The sequence below is a fragment of the Plantactinospora sp. CNZ320 genome (assembly GCF_002846275.1).
This window is the reverse complement of record NZ_PJMP01000001.1, coordinates 4,970,633-4,986,674: the sequence shown is the minus strand read 5'-3', so window position 1 is coordinate 4,986,674 and position 16,042 is coordinate 4,970,633. Positions and strand designations below refer to the sequence as shown.

Genomic DNA, 16,042 nt, shown 5'->3' with positions numbered 1-16,042 from the left:
ACGCGGTACCGGCGGACTGCCTGCCGAGGGGTCCGACGACGCCGGACGCCGGTGGACCGGGTATTCTGCTCAGGTTGTCCGTGGCGCGACGGGATCCCTCCCGACACCGCCTGGCAACGACGCATGACCTCCTGCCACGGAAGGACCGTGGCCGCTAGCCCAGAGGAGGTGAGCACGTCTTGCGTCATTACGAGATCATGGTCATCCTCGATCCAAGCCTCGAGGAGCGCACCGTCGCCCCGTCGCTCGACACGTACCTCAACGTGATCCGGACCGCGGGTGGCTCGGTGGAGAAGCTCGACGTGTGGGGTCGCCGACGCCTCGCGTTCGAGATCGACAAGAAGGCCGAGGGGATCTACGCCGTCATCGACCTGCAGGCGACGCCTGCGGCGGTGGCCGAGCTGGACCGGCAGCTCCGACTCAACGAGTCCGTGCTGCGCACCAAGGTCATCCGGCCGGAGACGCGCTGACGCGTTTCCGGCACGCCCGGATCAGCCTCGTCCGTCCTGTCGTACTGCTCTGGCAGCCTTCAGGGACAGATGAGTGCGCGAGGAGATGGTCATGGCAGGAGATACCACCATCACGGTCATCGGCAACCTGACCGACGACCCCGAGTTGCGTTTCACCCCGTCCGGCGCTGCGGTCGCCAAGTTCCGGGTCGCCTCGACGCCCCGGTTCATGGACCGCACGACGAACGAGTGGAAGGATGGCGAGCCGCTCTTCCTTTCGTGCACCGTCTGGCGGCAGGCCGCTGAGCACGTCGCCGAGTCGTTGCAGCGCGGCGCCCGCGTGATCGTGTCGGGCCGGCTCCGGCAGCGGACCTACGAGACCCGCGAGGGCGAGAAGCGCACCGTCATCGAGCTTGAGGTCGACGAGATCGGCCCGTCGCTGCGGTACGCCACGGCGAAGGTGCAGAAGATGTCGCGCTCCGGCGGTGGCGGTTTCGGCGCCTCCGGCGGTGGTGGCGGTGGCGGTGGCGGTGGCCAGGGCGGTGGCGGCGGAGGCAACTTCGACGACCCGTGGGCCACGGCGGCTCCGGCCTCCTCGCGTTCGTCCGGTTCGGGCGGCGGCAACTTCGACGACGAGCCCCCGTTCTGACCCGCGTGCCGAGCACACGGGATCGCAAACCAGGAGCAAGAGCAATGGCAAAGGCTGCGGCACTGCGCAAGCCGAAGAAGAAGGTGAACCCGCTCGACAAGGACGGGATCACCTACATCGACTACAAGGACACCGCGCTGCTGCGCAAGTTCATCTCCGACCGCGGCAAGATCCGCGCTCGTCGGGTGACCGGGGTCACCTCCCAGCAGCAGCGCCAGATCGCCCGTGCGGTCAAGAACGCCCGCGAGATGGCGCTCCTGCCGTACACGGCCACGGCCCGCTGAGAGGAGGCGCCGACATGAAGATCATCCTGACCCAGGAGGTGTCGGGCCTCGGCAGCCCCGGCGACATCGTCGAGGTAAAGGACGGCTACGGCCGTAACTACCTGCTGCCGCAGGGCTTCGCGATCGCCTGGACCAAGGGCGCGGAGAAGCAGGTCACGGTCATCCAGCGGGCCCGTGCGGCCCGGGAGATCCGCGACCTCGGTCACGCCAACGAGGTGAAGGCCCAGCTTGAGGGCCTCAAGGTCAACCTGACCGCGCGCGCCGGCAACGGCGGGCGGCTCTTCGGCTCGGTGACCCCCGGCGACGTGGTCGACGCGGTGAAGGCGGCCGGTGGGCCGTCCCTCGACCGCCGTCGGCTGGAGCTGCCGGGCGCCATCAAGTCGATCGGCAGCCACCAGGTGCGGGTCAAGCTGCACCCGGAGGTCACCGCGCGGTTCGACCTGAAGGTCGTACCGGGCAAGTAGCCGGCCAGGCGACAGAGCAGTTCCGGGGTGCCGTCCAGTGGACGGCACCCCGGAGTCGTCTCGCCCCCGGAGTCGTCCTGCGCTTGGAGTTGCCCGCCCCGAAGTGGTCTTGTTCCTGGGGCGTCTCTGGCTCTGGGAGCGACGGAGCGGATGGAGCGGCCAGCCCGGGTGAACCTCAGCCGACCGGCTGGCCACTGAGTGCGCTGAAGAAGACGGTGGATAGACCGCCACCGACGACAGCTGCGGCGAAGCCGACGGTCACCGCCCGCCAGGTGCGGTTGAACCAGCGCATCAGGGCCGCGACCACCAAGCCGGTGGCCAGCGCCGCGAGGAACCGGGGCACCCCGGCCACCAGCGCGGAGATCGCCTGGCCGCGCTCCGACTCACACGAACCGGAGAGCTCGGCTACGCAGTCCACCGGCACACTCGCGTCGAGCGTGAGTACCCAGACGAAGATGGCCAGTACGGCCACCGCGTACCAGGCGACGGTGTAGAGGACGGCGGTGAGCGGGCCACTGGGCTGTGGATCGAGCAGGTCGTCTTCGAGCCGCCGGCTCAACGGGCTGGGCCGTCCCGTCCGGGTCGCCGAGGTCAGCAGACCGCTGCTCGGTGCGCGCCGGGTGGTGGTACCCGCACCGCTGACGCTGCGGGCCGAGCCGACGGTGGTGCCACGACCCGCAGCGGTACGGCCGCGAGCGGGTGCCGCCGCAGGCCGCCCCGTCGGTGTGCTCGGCTGTCTTGGTTGGCGCGCCGGTGACACCGGCCGGGCCGGTGGCGGGTACGCGACCGCCGGAGAGCGCGGAGCCGAGTCCGGGATGCCCATCCAGCGCGGGTCGTCGCCGGCCAGCCTGGTGCCGGACCAGAACGTGTCGCCACCGTGCGACTCGGTACGGCCGCTGTCCCGGGTGTTGCCGTCGGCGCCGGTGTCGCGCCCGCCGGTGCCGGTACCGGTGTCGCGCCCGCTGCCGGCGTCACCAGCCAGCCCGGCGAGCTCACCGTGCCGCCACTCCGTGGTATCGGTGAACCGGTCCCACTGCCCGGTGTCGGCGGAGCGGTCCCACTGCCCGGTGTCGGCGGTCCGGTCCCACTGGCCGGTGTCGGTGGAGCGGTCCCATCGGCCCGGGTCGGGGCTCCGGTCCCGGTGACGGCTGGTGCCGGTGACTCCCGGCGGTTCGGTGTCGGTGACCCGGTCCAGCATCCCGGTGTCGTTGAACCGGTCCCATGGCCCGGCATCGGTGGTGCCCCAACCCGCACCGGACGCGTCCGACCGCTGACCCCAGCCGGAATCGGTGTGCCGGCCCCGCTCCGCTCGCTCCTGGCCGGCCCGGCGTACCGGCCCAGCGTCCCGGGAGCGGCGTACGGGCTCGGCGTCCGGCTCGCGTTGCCGTCGGCGGTCAGCGGTGCCGGCCGGACCGGGCAGCGGGTCCTCGCTCCTCCGTCGGCGCCCGGTACCGCCGCCCGAACCGGTCTGGTCGGACGATCGCACCCAGCGGGCGCCCGACCTCGACTGCTCGGTACCCGGTTCCGGCTCGGTGGAGGGGACGGCGCCCGGCTGCTCCACGGGCTGCGTCGGCTCCTCCTCGGCCCGGTGCCGGGAGCGGCGCCGTCCGACGGGCGTGACCCGGTCGTCCGGACCGCCCGACTCCCATCCGGCCGGCTCCGCGCGGCGTCGACGCCCCCGTACCGGCTGGGTGGGGTCGTACGCCGGGTCGGGCTCCCGCTCGCCGCCCCGGCCCCACCGGGCGGACGCGGGATCGTCGACCCGATCCCACCGGGCGGACGCGGGATCGTCGACCCGATCGGCCCGACCGGCTGCGGTGTCGGCCAGGTCGCGGCGACCGGTCCCGGTGGACGGTGAACCGGTGGCTCCGACGCCCCACCCCGAGGTGGGCGCCGCCGTCGGGTCGTCCGGGTCGGCGCGACGTCGTCGGCCCGCCCCGGACATCGGCGGAGGGTCGCCGAGCAGCCCGCTGTTCGCGCCGGCCCCGGTGGTGGGTGCGGCGGCGGCCCATCCGCCGGAAGTGGGTGCCTCGGAGATCCAGCCCCTGGCCGGGGCGCCGGCACCGGCACCGGTGGTCGGGGCCGTACCGACCCAGCCACTGGTGGGCGCGGCACTCGCCCAGTCGTCCACCTCGTTCGGTCGCTGCTCGGCAGCGCCGCGACGCCTGCCACGACGCCCGGTCGCCCGGGTGTCGGTGAAGTCGTCCGGCGTACTTCCGGTCATGCCGCCCGGGGAACTTCCGGCCGCGTCGTGCGGCGTACTCCCGGTGGTGTCACGCCAGGTGCTGCCGCTCGCCTCGCCGCGCCAACCGACGGGGTCGCCGGTACCGCGCCAGCGGTCACCGCCGCTCTCGGCGCCCGGGGCTTCGTCGGCAGTGCCACTCGGACCGCGCCAGTATTCGCCGGTGCTGTCCCAGGTCACCTCCGGGGCGACCCGTTGCCGCCCGGAGTGGCCGCTTACCGGCTCGTCCGGCCTGTCGGGGCGGTGGTGCCGGCCGCCGTCACGAGGATCGAGGCCGGAGTCCGGGGACCGGTCGGTGGCATCGGTGGCCCAGCCGGAAGCGCCGGTGTAGGCGCCGGAGGTGTAGGTGCCGGTTGTGCCGGTGTAGGGGGCGGGGGTGTCGGGGTAGGCGGCGGAGGCGCCGGACTGGAGCGGCTCGGTGGACTCCCTGGCCCAGGACGGCGTGTAGCTGTCTACCGGCTCGGGTGCGCCACGGTGCCGGGCTCGCCGCCGGCTCGGGGTGCGGTAGGTGACGTCGGAACGCGAATAAGGATCAGTCGGCCAGGATGGTGCCGGGTCGCTCCGGCCGCCGCTGTCCTGCCACTCATGTCGGGCGAGCTCACCCCGCCCCCGATCCCGATGGTCCACAGCCGAGGCGTGACCTTTCTGGTTAGCCGATCGCGAGGAGTCTGGTAGGTCGTTCGCGAGTACCGTACGCAGATTGCCGTCGCCCGATGATACGCCGTTCCGGTAGCCCGAATTTGACCTGTTTCTTTCCTCCACATGCTGGGGACCGAGTCGGCGCAGGTCAGGCGCGCTCCAGGCTATCTTCCCCAAACGTTATCCACAGCCTGTGCACAGGGCCGCACACACCCCGTCGGGAAACCGTCCACAGGTTGTCCCGAGTTCCGTCCACCGCCGTGCTTGAGAGTCTGACCTCGACGTCCGTATCGTTGCGCCCTGACCCTGCCACCCGTGTCGACATCCCCCGGTCGAGCCGGTTGGCCAGGGCCGGCCCGGCCCACCGGCCGAGCGGAGCCGTGGGTCAGCCGGGAAATGTCGTACGTCGGCGGTTCGCTAGGGGCCTGCCGGTGTGGCGGAGGGGGATGCCCGTGTCGGTCACCGATGACGTCCGTGGGGAGTCGCGGCCGTCGCGTGGGGAGTCGCGACCGTCCGGGCCGCCGTCGGACGCGCCAGCACCCCGCGACGGGCAGTTCGACAAGACCCCGCCGCAGGACATCGCGGCCGAGCAGTGCGTGCTCGGCGGCATGCTGCTCTCCAAGGACGCGATCGCCGACGTGGTCGAGATCCTCCGGACCAACGACTTCTACCGGCCGGTGCACTCGACCGTCTTCGACGCGATCCTGGATCTCTACGGCCGGGGTGAGCCGGCCGACGCCATCACCGTCGCCGCCGCGCTCGCCGACTCCGGCGACCTGGCCCGGATCGGCGGTGCGCCCTACCTGCACACGCTGATCGCCAGCGTGCCGACGGCCGCCAACGCCGCCTACTACGCCCGGATCGTCGGCGAGCGCGCGGTGCTGCGACGCCTGGTCGAGGCGGGTACCCGGATCGTCCAGCTCGGCTACGGCTCCGCCGGTGGTGGCGGGCGGGACGTCGACGACGTGGTGGACCTGGCCCAGCAGGCGATCTACGACGTGACCGAGAAGCGGGTCAGCGAGGACTTCGCGGTACTCGCCGACATGCTCCAGCCGACGCTCGACGAGATCGAGGCGGTCGGTGCGCAGGGCGGGGTGATGACCGGGGTACCGACCGGCTTCACCGACCTGGACCGGCTGCTCAACGGGCTGCACCCCGGCCAGCTGGTGATCGTGGCTGGCCGGCCGGGTCTCGGCAAGGCGCTCGCGCTGGACACCCCGCTGCCCACCCCGAATGGCTGGACCACCATGGGGGAGGTCGGTGTCGGGGAGCAGCTGCTCGGCGCGGACGGCCGGCCGACCACGGTCACCAACGTCTTCGACATCCTGCACGACCGGCCGTGTTACGAGGTCGAGTTCTCCGATGGTTCCGTCATCGTGGCGGACGCCGAACACCTGTGGAAGACGACCACCCGGACACACCGACGGCAGCTCACCGGGAAGCGTGTTGCTGTCGCCGCCACCCGCGCCATCCGCGCCGCCCACATCGCCCGCGCCGCTTCGTCGGTCGCCGTACTCGAGCAGCCCGTCGGGCTGACGACGATCGTCGATGCCGTTAGCGTGCGCGAGCAAGTGCACACCACGGCCGAGATCGCGGCATCCGTACGGAACCCGAGAGACGGGCACACCAACCACGCCGTGCGGAACTGTGCCCCGCTCGACCTGCCGGAACGGGAGTTGCCCGTCCCGCCGTACACCCTCGGTCTGTGGCTCGGCGACGGGTCGCCCGTTGGTGCCGTGGACGGGGCTGTGGGCGTACCGCACGACGAGCACATTCCCGTCGAGTACCTCCGAGCGTCACAGGCGCAGCGGCGATCCCTGCTCGCCGGTCTGATGGACACGGCGGGCACCGTCGCACCCGACGGCGGTCTGTGGTTCGCCGCGACATCCCGCCGGCTCGCACTCGACGTGCACGAGCTGATCGTCAGCCTCGGTCACCACTGCACGATCTCCACCGGGCGGGTGACGGGACGGACCGGGGAAACGTCGACGGCGTACACCTTGGATTTCAGTACCCCGGACGACGTCTTCCGGCTGGATCGCAAGCGTGCGGCGCACCGGGCGCGGCGGCGAGGTGTCGATCCGAGCCGTACGGCCAGCCGCCACATCGTCGACGTGCGGCGCGTGCCGAGCGTGCCGGTCCGGTGTGTCACTGTCGACAACGAGGACCACCTCTACCTGGCCGGCCGGGCCATGATCCCGACCCACAACTCCACAGCTTCGATGGACTTCGCCAGGAACGCCGCGATCCGGCACAACTGTGCCAGCGCGATCTTCTCACTGGAAATGAGCAAGGTCGAGATCGTGATGCGCCTCCTCTCGGCGGAGGCCCGGGTGCCGCTGCACGTACTGCGCAGCGGGCAGCTCTCGGACGACGACTGGACCAAGCTGGCCCGCCGGATGGGCGAGATCAGCGAGGCGCCGCTCTTCGTCGACGACACGCCCAACATGAACCTGATGGAGATCCGGGCGAAGGCCCGTCGGCTCAAGCAGCGGCACGACCTCAAAATGATCGTGGTCGACTATCTCCAGCTGATGAGTTCACCGAAGCGGACCGAGAGCCGTCAGCAGGAGGTCGCGGAGCTGTCCCGAGGGCTGAAGCTGCTGGCCAAGGAGGTCGAGTGCCCGGTGATCGCGGTCAGCCAGCTGAACCGTGGCCCGGAGCAGCGTACCGACAAGCGCCCGCAGCTGTCCGACCTGCGGGAGTCCGGCTGCCTGACCGCGCAGACCCGGCTCATCCGGGCCGACACGAACGCGGAGGTCACCCTCGGCGAGCTGTTGGCACACGGCGTACGGGACATTCCGGTCTGGGCCCTGGACGAGAAGCTGCGGTACACCGCCCGCACTCTCACGCACGCGTTCCCCAGCGGAACCCGTCAGGTTTTCCGGTTGACGCTCGCCTCAGGCAAGCAGATCGACGCCACCGCCAATCACCCGTTCCTGACGATCGGCGGTTGGGTTCCGCTGCGGGAACTCACGGTCGGCGCCCAGGTGGCGACGCCTCGGCACATACCCCCGCCGCTGGCCACCCGGCCCTGGCCGGAGGCACGGGTGATCATGCTCGCGCACCTGCTCGGAGCGGGATCGTTCGTACGTCGGCAACCCGTCCGGTACGCCAGCCAGGACGAGGAGAACCTCGCCGCCGTAACGGCAGTGGCGCGAGACTTCGGCATCACCGCGATCCGTGACGACCGGGCGGCGGCACGGGTCGGCACCCTGCGCCTTCCCGCCCCGCACCCTCCGGCTCCGGGGCGGCGGAACCCCATCGTCGAGTGGCTGGACGGCCTGGGACTGTTCGGGCTGCGCCCGGACGAGAGGTTCGTACCCTCCGAGGTCTTCTCGCTGCCCAAGAAACAGATCACGCTGTTCCTGCGGCACCTCTGGGCGACGGACGGGTCGGTAACGGTGGACGACGCGGGACGAGGTGGGCTGATCCACTACGCGTCGACCAGCCGTCGGATGCTCGAAGACATCTCTCGGCTGCTGCTCCGCTACGGCATCACGGCGCGGCTGAGGGCGGTGCGGACCAGCACGCACCGGATCGGGTACAGGCTGGACATCTCCGGGCGGGACGACCAGCTCCGGTTCCTGCGTGAGATCGGGGCGTACGGCGAGCGGGCCAGGGCGTGCGCTCGACTGATCGCGGCGATCGAGTCCATGGTCAGCAACGCCAATGTCGACACGGTCCCCCGGGAGGTGTGGAGCCGGGTCCGGGAGGTGCTGACCGAGCCTGGCCCGACGCACGGCGGGACCGCGCCCTCCCCGGAGACCCGGTTGCGCGGCGGCGCGCCGTGGAATGATGCGCCGGGCCGTACCCGACTTGCCGAGGTCGCGCAGGTGCTGGACTCTGCGGATCTGGAGTTGTACGCCACGAACGACGTCTTCTGGGACGAGGTGCGCTCCATCGAGCCGCTGGGCGAACGTGACGTCTACGACGCGACGGTGCTCGGCGTGCACAACTTCATCGCGAACGGGATCGCCGTGCACAACTCGATCGAGCAGGATGCCGACGTCGTCATCCTGCTGCATCGCGACGACTACTACGACAAGGAGTCACCCCGGGCCGGCGAGGCGGACTTCATCGTCGCCAAGCACCGGAACGGACCGACCGACACCGTCACCGTGGCCGCGCAGCTGCACCTGTCCCGGTTCGTCGACATGGCCATCGTCTGAGCCCAGCCGGCACCAGATCACCGGCCGGCGTCGGGTCACCGGGTCGGCATCGAGCCGCCGCCGGGTGGCACGTCACCTGCCGGCACCCGTCGCCTGTGGGTTCAGTCGAGCAGTGGGAACCAGCCGGCGGCCTCGCCGAGCACGAGCCGGTCGTGCGGGCTCAGCGGGAGCCGCCCGGTCCCCTTCAGCAGATAGTCGGTGTCCGACCAGTCAGACGGGCGGATCGCCTCGGCACTGAGCAGCCCGTCCAGGGTCGCCACCGCGATGGCGACACCCTCCGACTCCGGCCCGGGCGCGTCCGGAAGGTCCACCGTCAGGTCGAGATGGTGCACGACCGCCTCGGTGACCAGGGTGGCGAGGAACTCCGGTACCGCCAGCACGTGACCCTGGGTGCTGACGTACCCGAGCGGGTCCGTCGCTGCGGCGGCCCGGACCGCCGCCGGTGCGGTTTCGGTCCAGAGCCGGACCACTCCGCGCGGCCGGTCGAAGGCGGCTGCGGAACGGCGTACCCAGGTGGCGTGCCGCCCCTCGTCCGGGTCACTCGGCGCCAGCCAGTAGCTGACGCCGTCCACGTCCGCCGGCCCGACCGCCGGGCTAGCGAGCGCGACCAGGGCGCGCTGCGCGTCGAGGACCAGATGCAGGAGCAGGTCGACGACGAACCAGCCCCGGCAACGGGTCGGCCGGAGCAGGTCGGCGTCGGCGAGGTCACCGACTGTCGCGGTGATGAGGTCGTACGCCGCACCGAGTGCCCGCTGTGCCCCCGCCGCCCGGGAGGCTCCCACGCCGTCCAGCCGACCCACCTCCGTCCAGCCCAGCCGTCGCAAACGGCGGATCCCCGCGCTCGGCGACGTACATACGCCGCCCGTCGACGACGCGCGAGGTATGTTGCCCGGGCACGGGGATCCGTGAAACTCCGGTCAACCAGCCGATCCGGTGGCCGGTCTCCCAGCGGGGACCGGAACCGTCCTGCCGGCGGGGCCGGTCAGTCGAAGAAGTCGTTCAGGAAACCCTTCCGCTTCTTGTGCTTGTAGTGCCCGTGGTAGCCGTAGTGCGGCTGCCCATGCTGCCCATGCTGCCCATGCTGCCCGTGCTGCCCGTACGCCGGGGCCGGCGCCTGCGGGTAGCCGTGCGCGGGCGGTGGTGGCGGTGGCGGTACGTGGCTCGGGCCGCCGTAGGCGGGCTGGTGCGGTGCCGGCGGCGGAGGCGGGTACCCGGCACCCGAGGCGGGCGCGTGCTGCTGCGACGCCGGCGCCTGCTGCTGGCTCCAGTTGGCCTCGGCCTCGAACAGCTTCTCCAACTCGCCCCGGTCGAGGAAGATGCCACGGCATTCCGTGCACTGGTCAACCGTGACGCCGCTGCGCTCGTACTGGCGCATGTCGCCACGACACTTGGGACAGGTCATCTGCATCACTCGAAGGTACCCGGTCGAATCACCGAGTTCCCGTCAGCGCGGCCACCACTTCGGCATCCGACACCTCGTGGAAGTCGTCGTAGTAACGGCTGACGGCGCCGAAGTCCGCCGGGCGCTCCGGGCAGAGCACCTCGTCGGCGGTCTCGCCGAGTAGCTCGTACGCCTGCGGCGCGCCGACCGGGACGGCGACGACCACCCGTCGGGCGCCCAGTTGCCGGGCGACTCCGACGGCGGCTCGCGCGGTGGCCCCGGTGGCGAGCCCGTCGTCGACGATCACCGCGATCCGGCCGTCGAGTCGCAGCGGCGGCCGGTCCCTCCGGTAGACCCGTTCGCGCCGTTCCAACTCGGCGGTCTCGGCCCGGACCACCGCGTCCACCTCCGCCGGCTCCAGCCGGCCGGCGATCTCCTCGTTGAGCACCCGCAGCCCGCCCGGTCCGACGGCACCGAAGGCCACCTCGGGTGCCTCCGGCAGGCCCAGCTTGCGGACCACGAGGACGTCCAGCGGTGCGCCGAGCGGCTCCGCCACCGCCGCCGCCACCGGTACGCCGCCCCGGACCAGCCCGAGGACGATCACGTCGGGGTCACCGGCGATCGGGGCGAGCCGGTCGGCCAGTACGGCTCCGGCCTCCGCACGATCCCGGTAGGTCGCGTTCATGTCTCAGGTTTACGCCCCGCCGGCCAACCCTGCTCGGCAGACGCCCGAGAAAGCCGTCGGAACGCCACCGGCTGCCGGTTGACAGGGGCAGGCGTCAGCCCAGGGCGGCGGTGCCGAGCTGCCAGCCCAGCGCGGCGGCGCCGAGCCCGACGGCCAGGGTGGCGAACACGTTCAGCCCGGCCTGCCGGCGCCCGCCCGGCCCGCCCGACAGCAACTGCACTGTCTCGTAGCCGAACGTCGAGTAGGTGGTCAACGCGCCGCAGAAGCCGGTGCCGACCAGTGCGCCGACCCAGCCCGGCAGGGCGGCGGAGAGGCCGGCGACGAGGCCGAGCACAAGCGAGCCGACGACGTTGACCGTGAACGTCGCCCACGGCGCCGGGCGGGAGCCGCGCTCGACAAGCCAGTTGACCATGAACCGACCGACCGCGCCGACCGCCCCGCCGGCCAGCACCGCTGCCCAGGTCAGCATCGACGTGGCGCCCTGGTCAGCATCGACATACCGCCCAGGTCAGCATCGGCGTACCGCCCGGCGGGTCACGACCGCACCCGGTCCGCCGCCCACATCCCGAGGCGTACCGCGACCAGTGCTCCGGCGAGCGTGCCGAGCAGGTACCCGACGGCGACGCCGGGGCGGCCGGCCGCGAGAAGTCCCCGGGTCTCCACCGCGTACGTGGAGAACGTGGTGTAGCCGCCGAGGATCCCGGTACCGAGGAACGGCCGGATCAGCCGGTGCGGGGCGGCTGCGGTGGTGACCAGTCGCATCAGCAGGCCGATCAGGGCACAGCCGGAAAGGTTGGTGACCAGGGTCGCCCACGGTACGGCGGTCGCGGCGTGCGGCCAGAGCACCACCAGCCCGTACCGGCCGGCCGAGCCGAGCGCACCGCCGACGGCGACCGCGGCGAGGACGTCCCAGCCGGGCCGGTTCGGCAGCGCGGGTGGCTCGTCGGGCGTGGGCGACGGAACGGGCGCGTCAGACCCAACGGGTTCGGGCGGCGAAACGCGCTCGTCGGGCCCGGCGGGTTCGGGCGACGGGACGGGCTCGTCGGGCCCGGCGGGTTCGTCGGGCTGGGCGGAGCGGGGCTGGTTCACGGGACGGCCGTCGGCATTCACGGGATGACGGTCGACACCGGTGTGCGGTCGGGGGCCGGGGTGTCCTGCGGGGTGAGGGCGAGCCGGAGCGCGGGTACCCAGCCGAGGAAGGCGACCGGGTAGAGCAGGTACCCGAACCGGGTCGACGGCATCAGCAGGATCGCGGCGAGCAACCCGTACCCGCAGAAGAGCGCGACTGAGGCGGCCGTGCGGGGCGGGCGGCGCAGCAGCAGGACGGCGATCAAAGCTCCGGCCGCGACCAGCAGCGCGGCGGCGACCACCCGGCCGGCCGGCAACGACTGCGCGATCAGGTACCCGGGGAACGGTGACGCGGCCGGGCTGCTGACCAGGCCGTGGCCGAGCGGGAAACGCAGCACGTTCTCGACAAGCGCCGCCGAGTCGACGAGTTGGGCGGGGACGAGCGCGACGATCGGCAGGCCGAGCGCCCCGACGGCCAACCGCAGCCCGGATCGGCGACCCCGGACGGCGGCGTGCACCAGCAGGACCAGCGCGACCGGCCAGGCGAAGAGTTTCAGTGCCGCCGCCAGCCCGACCGCCAGGCCGGCGCCGACGAACCGGTCCCGGGCGGCGTAGGCGAGGGCGAGCAGGCAGAGGGCGAGGACCGGCAGGTCGTCACCGCCGGTGGCCAGGGTCAGCGCGCAGACCGGCAGTACCGTCGCGAGCTGCACCGCCCGGACCAGCGCGGCGTCCCGGACACCGGCCCGGCGTGCCGACATCGGGGCGGGGCCGCCGGGGATCGCCGCCGCCGGGCGCCGGAGCAGCAGCACGGCCAGGCCGAGCGCGACGGCGGTGGCGACGGCGAACCAGATCCGGGCGTCCGTCCACCACGCGGTGCCGGCGAGGGCGCGCGGCAGCCCGAACAGGGCCATCCCCGGCTGGTACGGCGTGTAGCCGAGCAACTGCTCCCCGGCCGGAAGTGCGGCGATGGCGTCCCGGGTCAGGTACGGCGTGCCGTGGTCGAGCAGTCGGGCACCGGAGTGCTCGACCACCACCACCTCCTCCTGGGCCCGGTCGAGCCGGCCGCCGACCCGTTCGACCGCCTGCCAGACCAGCGGCAGCAGGGCGGTGGCGGCCCAGGTGGCGACGGTCAACCCGCCCCGGGCGGCGGTACCGGCCAGCCGGGAGTCGGGTCGGCGGCGCCGGACGAGAAGCTGACCGAGCACCACGATCGTGGCGATCAGGTATCCGACGGCCGCGACGCTGCCCCAGGCCCGGTGCGGCAGGAGTGTGGAGGTGACCGCGGTGACGGCGGCGAAGCCGGTGGAGAGGAGATAGAGCACCAGGTCGGCGGCGAGGCCACCGGCCGCCCGGTCGGCCCGACGCCAGAATCTCCGGCCCTCCGGCGTCCGGGTGTCGGGCGACGTGTCCAGTTCGTCCGTGGCACTCACGCCGGCAAGTGTGGCAGACACCCGGCAGCCCGTGCGGCGGTTACGCGGCCGGCGGCGGTAGAGCGTGTGCGGCGGTTACGCGGCCGGCGGCGGTAGAGCGTGTGCGGCGGTTATGCCGGCAGGTGTGGCAGGCGCTCGGCGCGGCGCGGGCCGGGCCGGCGGCCGGGAGAGAGCCGGACCACCGCGCCCTCGTCGTGCAGCGCGGGGGCCAGGGTGCCGGGCCTGCCGCCCGCGCCCTGGTGCAGGGAGGCGAGCAGCCGGGCGGCCGGCATCGGTCGGGCGAAGAGGTGGCCCTGCCCGGCGGTGCAGCCCAGCTCCCAGAGCGCCCGGCGCTGCGGCTCGCTCTCCACCCCCTCGGCCACCACGCTCAGGTTGAGGCTCCGGCCAAGGTCGACAGTGGACCGGATCACCGCGGTGGCCTCCGCCGAGGTCTCCATCGCGGTGACGAAGCCCCGGTCGATCTTCAACTCGTGTACGGGAATCCGGGACAGCACCGACAACGACGAGTACCCGGTGCCGAAGTCGTCCAGGGCGAGCTGGATGCCGGCGTCCCGGAGCTGCCCGAGTACCTGGTCGACCACTTCGAGCTGGCTGAGCGTCAACGTCTCGGTCAACTCCAGCACGAGCCGGTCCGGCGGCAGGTCGTGCGCCCGCAACCGGGCCAGTACGGAGCTGGGGAACCGGGCGTCCAGCAGGCTGCGTGGCGAGACGTTGACCGCCACCGGCAGGTCGAAGCCGGCCTCCCGCCAGGTGTTGACGGCGATCAGCGACTGGTCGAGAACCGCCTCGGCGAACGCCGGCAGCAGCCCGGACCGCTCCACCGTCTCCAGGAACCGGAGCGGATCGATGGTGCCCCGGGCCGGATGCCGCCACCGGGCCAGCGCCTCGGCGGCGACCACCTCACCGCTGCCGAGGTCGACGATCGGCTGGAAGTTGACCGTGAACTCCTGGTCGGCAACCGCCCGGGGCAGGTCGCCGCCGAGCGAGAGCCGGCCGAGATCTGCGGTGTCCCGGGTCGGGGCGTACGTGGCGATCCGGCGGCCGCCCCGTTTGGCCTGGTACATGGCCACGTCGGCGCGGCGCAGCAACTCGGTCATCCCGCCCTTGCTCGGCGCGACCGCGATGCCGCCGCTGGCCTCGACGCTGATCCGCATTCCGTCCAGCTCGATCGGCTCGTGCAGCGCGGTGAGCAGCGTCTCGGCCCGGTGCGCGGCGACCGCCGGGGCGGGCAGGCCGTGGAAGAGCACCGCGAACTCGTCACCGCCGAGCCGGGCCACCAGGTCCTCCCCGTGTACGGCACCGCGCAGTCGCTCGGCCACCTGGATGAGTACCCGGTCGCCGGCCGCGTGCCCGAGGGTGTCGTTGACCTCCTTGAAGTGGTTGAGGTCGATCAGCAGCAGCGCTACCACGCCCTCGGTGCGCCGCTGGCCGAGTTGCTCGGCGCCCCTGTCGAGCAGGTGCCGCCGGTTGGCCAGCCCGGTCAGCGCGTCGTGTGCGGCGGCGTGCGCGTGCTCCTCGGCCACCCGGTTCAATTCGGCGTACGCGGAGGCGTTGCGGATCGCCGTGCAGAGCGCCGAGGCAAAGGTACGCAGGGTGTACTGCTCCCGCTCGGAGAGCTTGATCGGCCCCCGGAACCGCAGCCGCAGCATGCCGATGTCGCTCGTGTTGTGTCCCTCGAGGGGTACCGGGATGACCAGGCCGGCGTCGTCCGTGGCCGCACCTGGCGGCCCATCGTAAGTGAGCGTCTTGGCTGTGCCCCTGACCAGCCGGCCCGTCCCGGTCAACTCGATCTCCACCTCATCGGCGGAGAAGAGTTCGGCGCCACCCATGACCGCCGTCCTCAATACTGTGTCGAGGTCCACGGCGTTGAGTGCGTCGGTGGCCCGGGCCAGGCGCTGCCACGCCTGCTGCTCGGTGCGCGCCCGAATCCGTCCCGAGTACGCTAGGTGAAGACTGAGGATCAGGGGTGGGATCGCCGCCAGCAGCCGAATGTCCGCCTGGAGGATCACCAAGGTGCCCAGGATCAGGAAGAATCGGGCGACAACAGTGGCCAAGCGCAGATTCCAGTTCTCCCTGAAGAGGTAGCTGACCTTCGTCCCTGTGGCCAGTGCGATGATCGGCAGCGACAGCAGCTCGTCCAGTACCACGTTCACCAGGTACGCAACCGCGAGTGGGCCGATCAGGTCGGGGACGGAAAGTTCCGACCCTCCATGATGGCCGAGGAGGAGCAGCGTCAACGCGCTGGCGCTGACCAGGACCATCTCCTTCGCGACCGAGAACACGCTCCTGATCTTGGCTCGCTTGACGATGGCGCAGGTGATGCCGACGCCGAGCCCTGTGCTGAGCACGACCCATGGAGCGGGAGCCACCGCCAAGCCGACCATGAAGGCGCTCTCGATCCAGGTGAAGCCGTGTGTGGTCGACCGGATGCGGATTTTTACTGAGGCGGCGGTACCGACAGCGACCAGTGCGACCAGCGTCGCTGCCATCTGAAGGTTGGAACCCGTTGTGGAGCCGCTGCGGATGATCGCATGCACGCAGACCGCAGCCGACACGGCCGCGAAGACGACGACGGGACC

The 16,042-nt window shown here is 72.0% G+C and carries 13 protein-coding genes; 5 read left to right on the top strand and 8 right to left on the bottom strand.

What is annotated here, in order from left to right; all coding sequences use genetic code 11:
- Positions 1-179 precede the first annotated feature (179 nt).
- The 4 genes from rpsF to rplI all read left to right on the top strand — a co-directional run bounded on the left by rpsF (position 180) and on the right by rplI (position 1,846).
- Positions 180-470: a 30S ribosomal protein S6 gene (gene rpsF / locus CLT71_RS22200; protein WP_101368798.1), complete on the top strand. Its 291-nt coding sequence runs from the start codon at positions 180-182 to the stop codon at positions 468-470.
- 73 nt (positions 471-543) lie between these two features.
- Positions 544-1,098 (top strand): single-stranded DNA-binding protein, encoded by a 555-nt coding sequence (locus CLT71_RS22195; RefSeq protein ID WP_199187681.1) that lies wholly within the window; start codon positions 544-546, stop codon positions 1,096-1,098.
- 44 nt (positions 1,099-1,142) lie between these two features.
- Positions 1,143-1,382, top strand: a complete 240-nt coding sequence (rpsR, locus tag CLT71_RS22190; RefSeq protein WP_007073789.1) for a 30S ribosomal protein S18 — start codon at positions 1,143-1,145, stop codon at positions 1,380-1,382.
- Positions 1,383-1,396: 14 nt separating this feature from the next.
- Positions 1,397-1,846 carry a 50S ribosomal protein L9 gene (gene rplI / locus CLT71_RS22185; protein ID WP_101368797.1) on the top strand — a complete coding sequence of 150 codons (450 nt, stop codon included), beginning with the start codon at positions 1,397-1,399 and terminating at the stop codon, positions 1,844-1,846.
- 175 nt (positions 1,847-2,021) lie between these two features.
- Here rplI and CLT71_RS22180 read toward each other — a convergent pair whose 3' ends face one another.
- The gene (locus CLT71_RS22180; RefSeq protein WP_101368796.1) at positions 2,022-4,715 is read right to left on the bottom strand and encodes a hypothetical protein; all 2,694 of its coding nucleotides are present in this window, start codon (positions 4,713-4,715) and stop codon (positions 2,022-2,024) included.
- An 86-nt stretch (positions 4,716-4,801) separates the two neighbouring features.
- Between CLT71_RS22180 and CLT71_RS22175 the strand changes: the two genes are divergently transcribed.
- The gene (locus CLT71_RS22175; RefSeq protein WP_486483392.1) at positions 4,802-8,899 is read left to right on the top strand and encodes a replicative DNA helicase; all 4,098 of its coding nucleotides are present in this window, start codon (positions 4,802-4,804) and stop codon (positions 8,897-8,899) included.
- Between the two features lie 101 nt (positions 8,900-9,000).
- On the opposite strand, the gene CLT71_RS22170 is transcribed toward CLT71_RS22175, so the two are convergent.
- The 7 genes from CLT71_RS22170 to CLT71_RS22140 all read right to left on the bottom strand — a co-directional run bounded on the left by CLT71_RS22170 (position 9,001) and on the right by CLT71_RS22140 (position 15,952).
- Positions 9,001-9,723 (bottom strand): maleylpyruvate isomerase N-terminal domain-containing protein, encoded by a 723-nt coding sequence (locus CLT71_RS22170; protein ID WP_486483391.1) that lies wholly within the window; start codon positions 9,721-9,723, stop codon positions 9,001-9,003.
- Positions 9,724-9,881: 158 nt separating this feature from the next.
- The gene (locus CLT71_RS22165; RefSeq protein ID WP_101368794.1) at positions 9,882-10,310 is read right to left on the bottom strand and encodes a TFIIB-type zinc ribbon-containing protein; all 429 of its coding nucleotides are present in this window, start codon (positions 10,308-10,310) and stop codon (positions 9,882-9,884) included.
- A 19-nt stretch (positions 10,311-10,329) separates the two neighbouring features.
- Positions 10,330-10,965: a phosphoribosyltransferase family protein gene (locus tag CLT71_RS22160; protein ID WP_101368793.1), complete on the bottom strand. Its 636-nt coding sequence runs from the start codon at positions 10,963-10,965 to the stop codon at positions 10,330-10,332.
- Positions 10,966-11,059: 94 nt separating this feature from the next.
- A complete protein-coding gene (locus CLT71_RS22155) occupies positions 11,060-11,434 on the bottom strand; it encodes a FluC/FEX family fluoride channel (protein ID WP_199187679.1) in 375 nt (124 codons plus the stop codon).
- Between the two features lie 65 nt (positions 11,435-11,499).
- A complete protein-coding gene (crcB, locus tag CLT71_RS22150; protein WP_199187678.1) occupies positions 11,500-12,075 on the bottom strand; it encodes a fluoride efflux transporter CrcB in 576 nt (191 codons plus the stop codon).
- Positions 12,072-13,445, bottom strand: coding sequence for a glycosyltransferase 87 family protein (locus CLT71_RS22145; RefSeq protein ID WP_101371683.1), 1,374 nt, complete (start codon positions 13,443-13,445; stop codon positions 12,072-12,074). The genes crcB and CLT71_RS22145 overlap by 4 nt, the downstream gene beginning before the upstream one ends.
- Before the next feature lie 128 nt (positions 13,446-13,573).
- Positions 13,574-15,952, bottom strand: a complete 2,379-nt coding sequence (locus tag CLT71_RS22140; RefSeq protein WP_101368791.1) for a bifunctional diguanylate cyclase/phosphodiesterase — start codon at positions 15,950-15,952, stop codon at positions 13,574-13,576.
- Between the last annotated feature and the right edge of the window lie 90 nt (positions 15,953-16,042).

What these genes read in the sequence shown, in the direction of transcription:
- rpsR (WP_007073789.1), top strand. Translation starts at nt 1,143, where the DNA reads ATGGCAAAGGCTGCGGCACTGCGCAAGCCGAAGAAGAAGGTGAACCCG.
- CLT71_RS22155 (WP_199187679.1), bottom strand. Translation starts at nt 11,434, where the DNA reads ATGCTGACCTGGGCAGCGGTGCTGGCCGGCGGGGCGGTCGGCGCGGTC.
- CLT71_RS22140 (WP_101368791.1), bottom strand. Translation starts at nt 15,952, where the DNA reads ATGGCAGCGACGCTGGTCGCACTGGTCGCTGTCGGTACCGCCGCCTCA.
- CLT71_RS22175 (WP_486483392.1), top strand. Translation starts at nt 4,802, where the DNA reads ATGATACGCCGTTCCGGTAGCCCGAATTTGACCTGTTTCTTTCCTCCA.
- CLT71_RS22160 (WP_101368793.1), bottom strand. Translation starts at nt 10,965, where the DNA reads ATGAACGCGACCTACCGGGATCGTGCGGAGGCCGGAGCCGTACTGGCC.
- rplI (WP_101368797.1), top strand. Translation starts at nt 1,397, where the DNA reads ATGAAGATCATCCTGACCCAGGAGGTGTCGGGCCTCGGCAGCCCCGGC.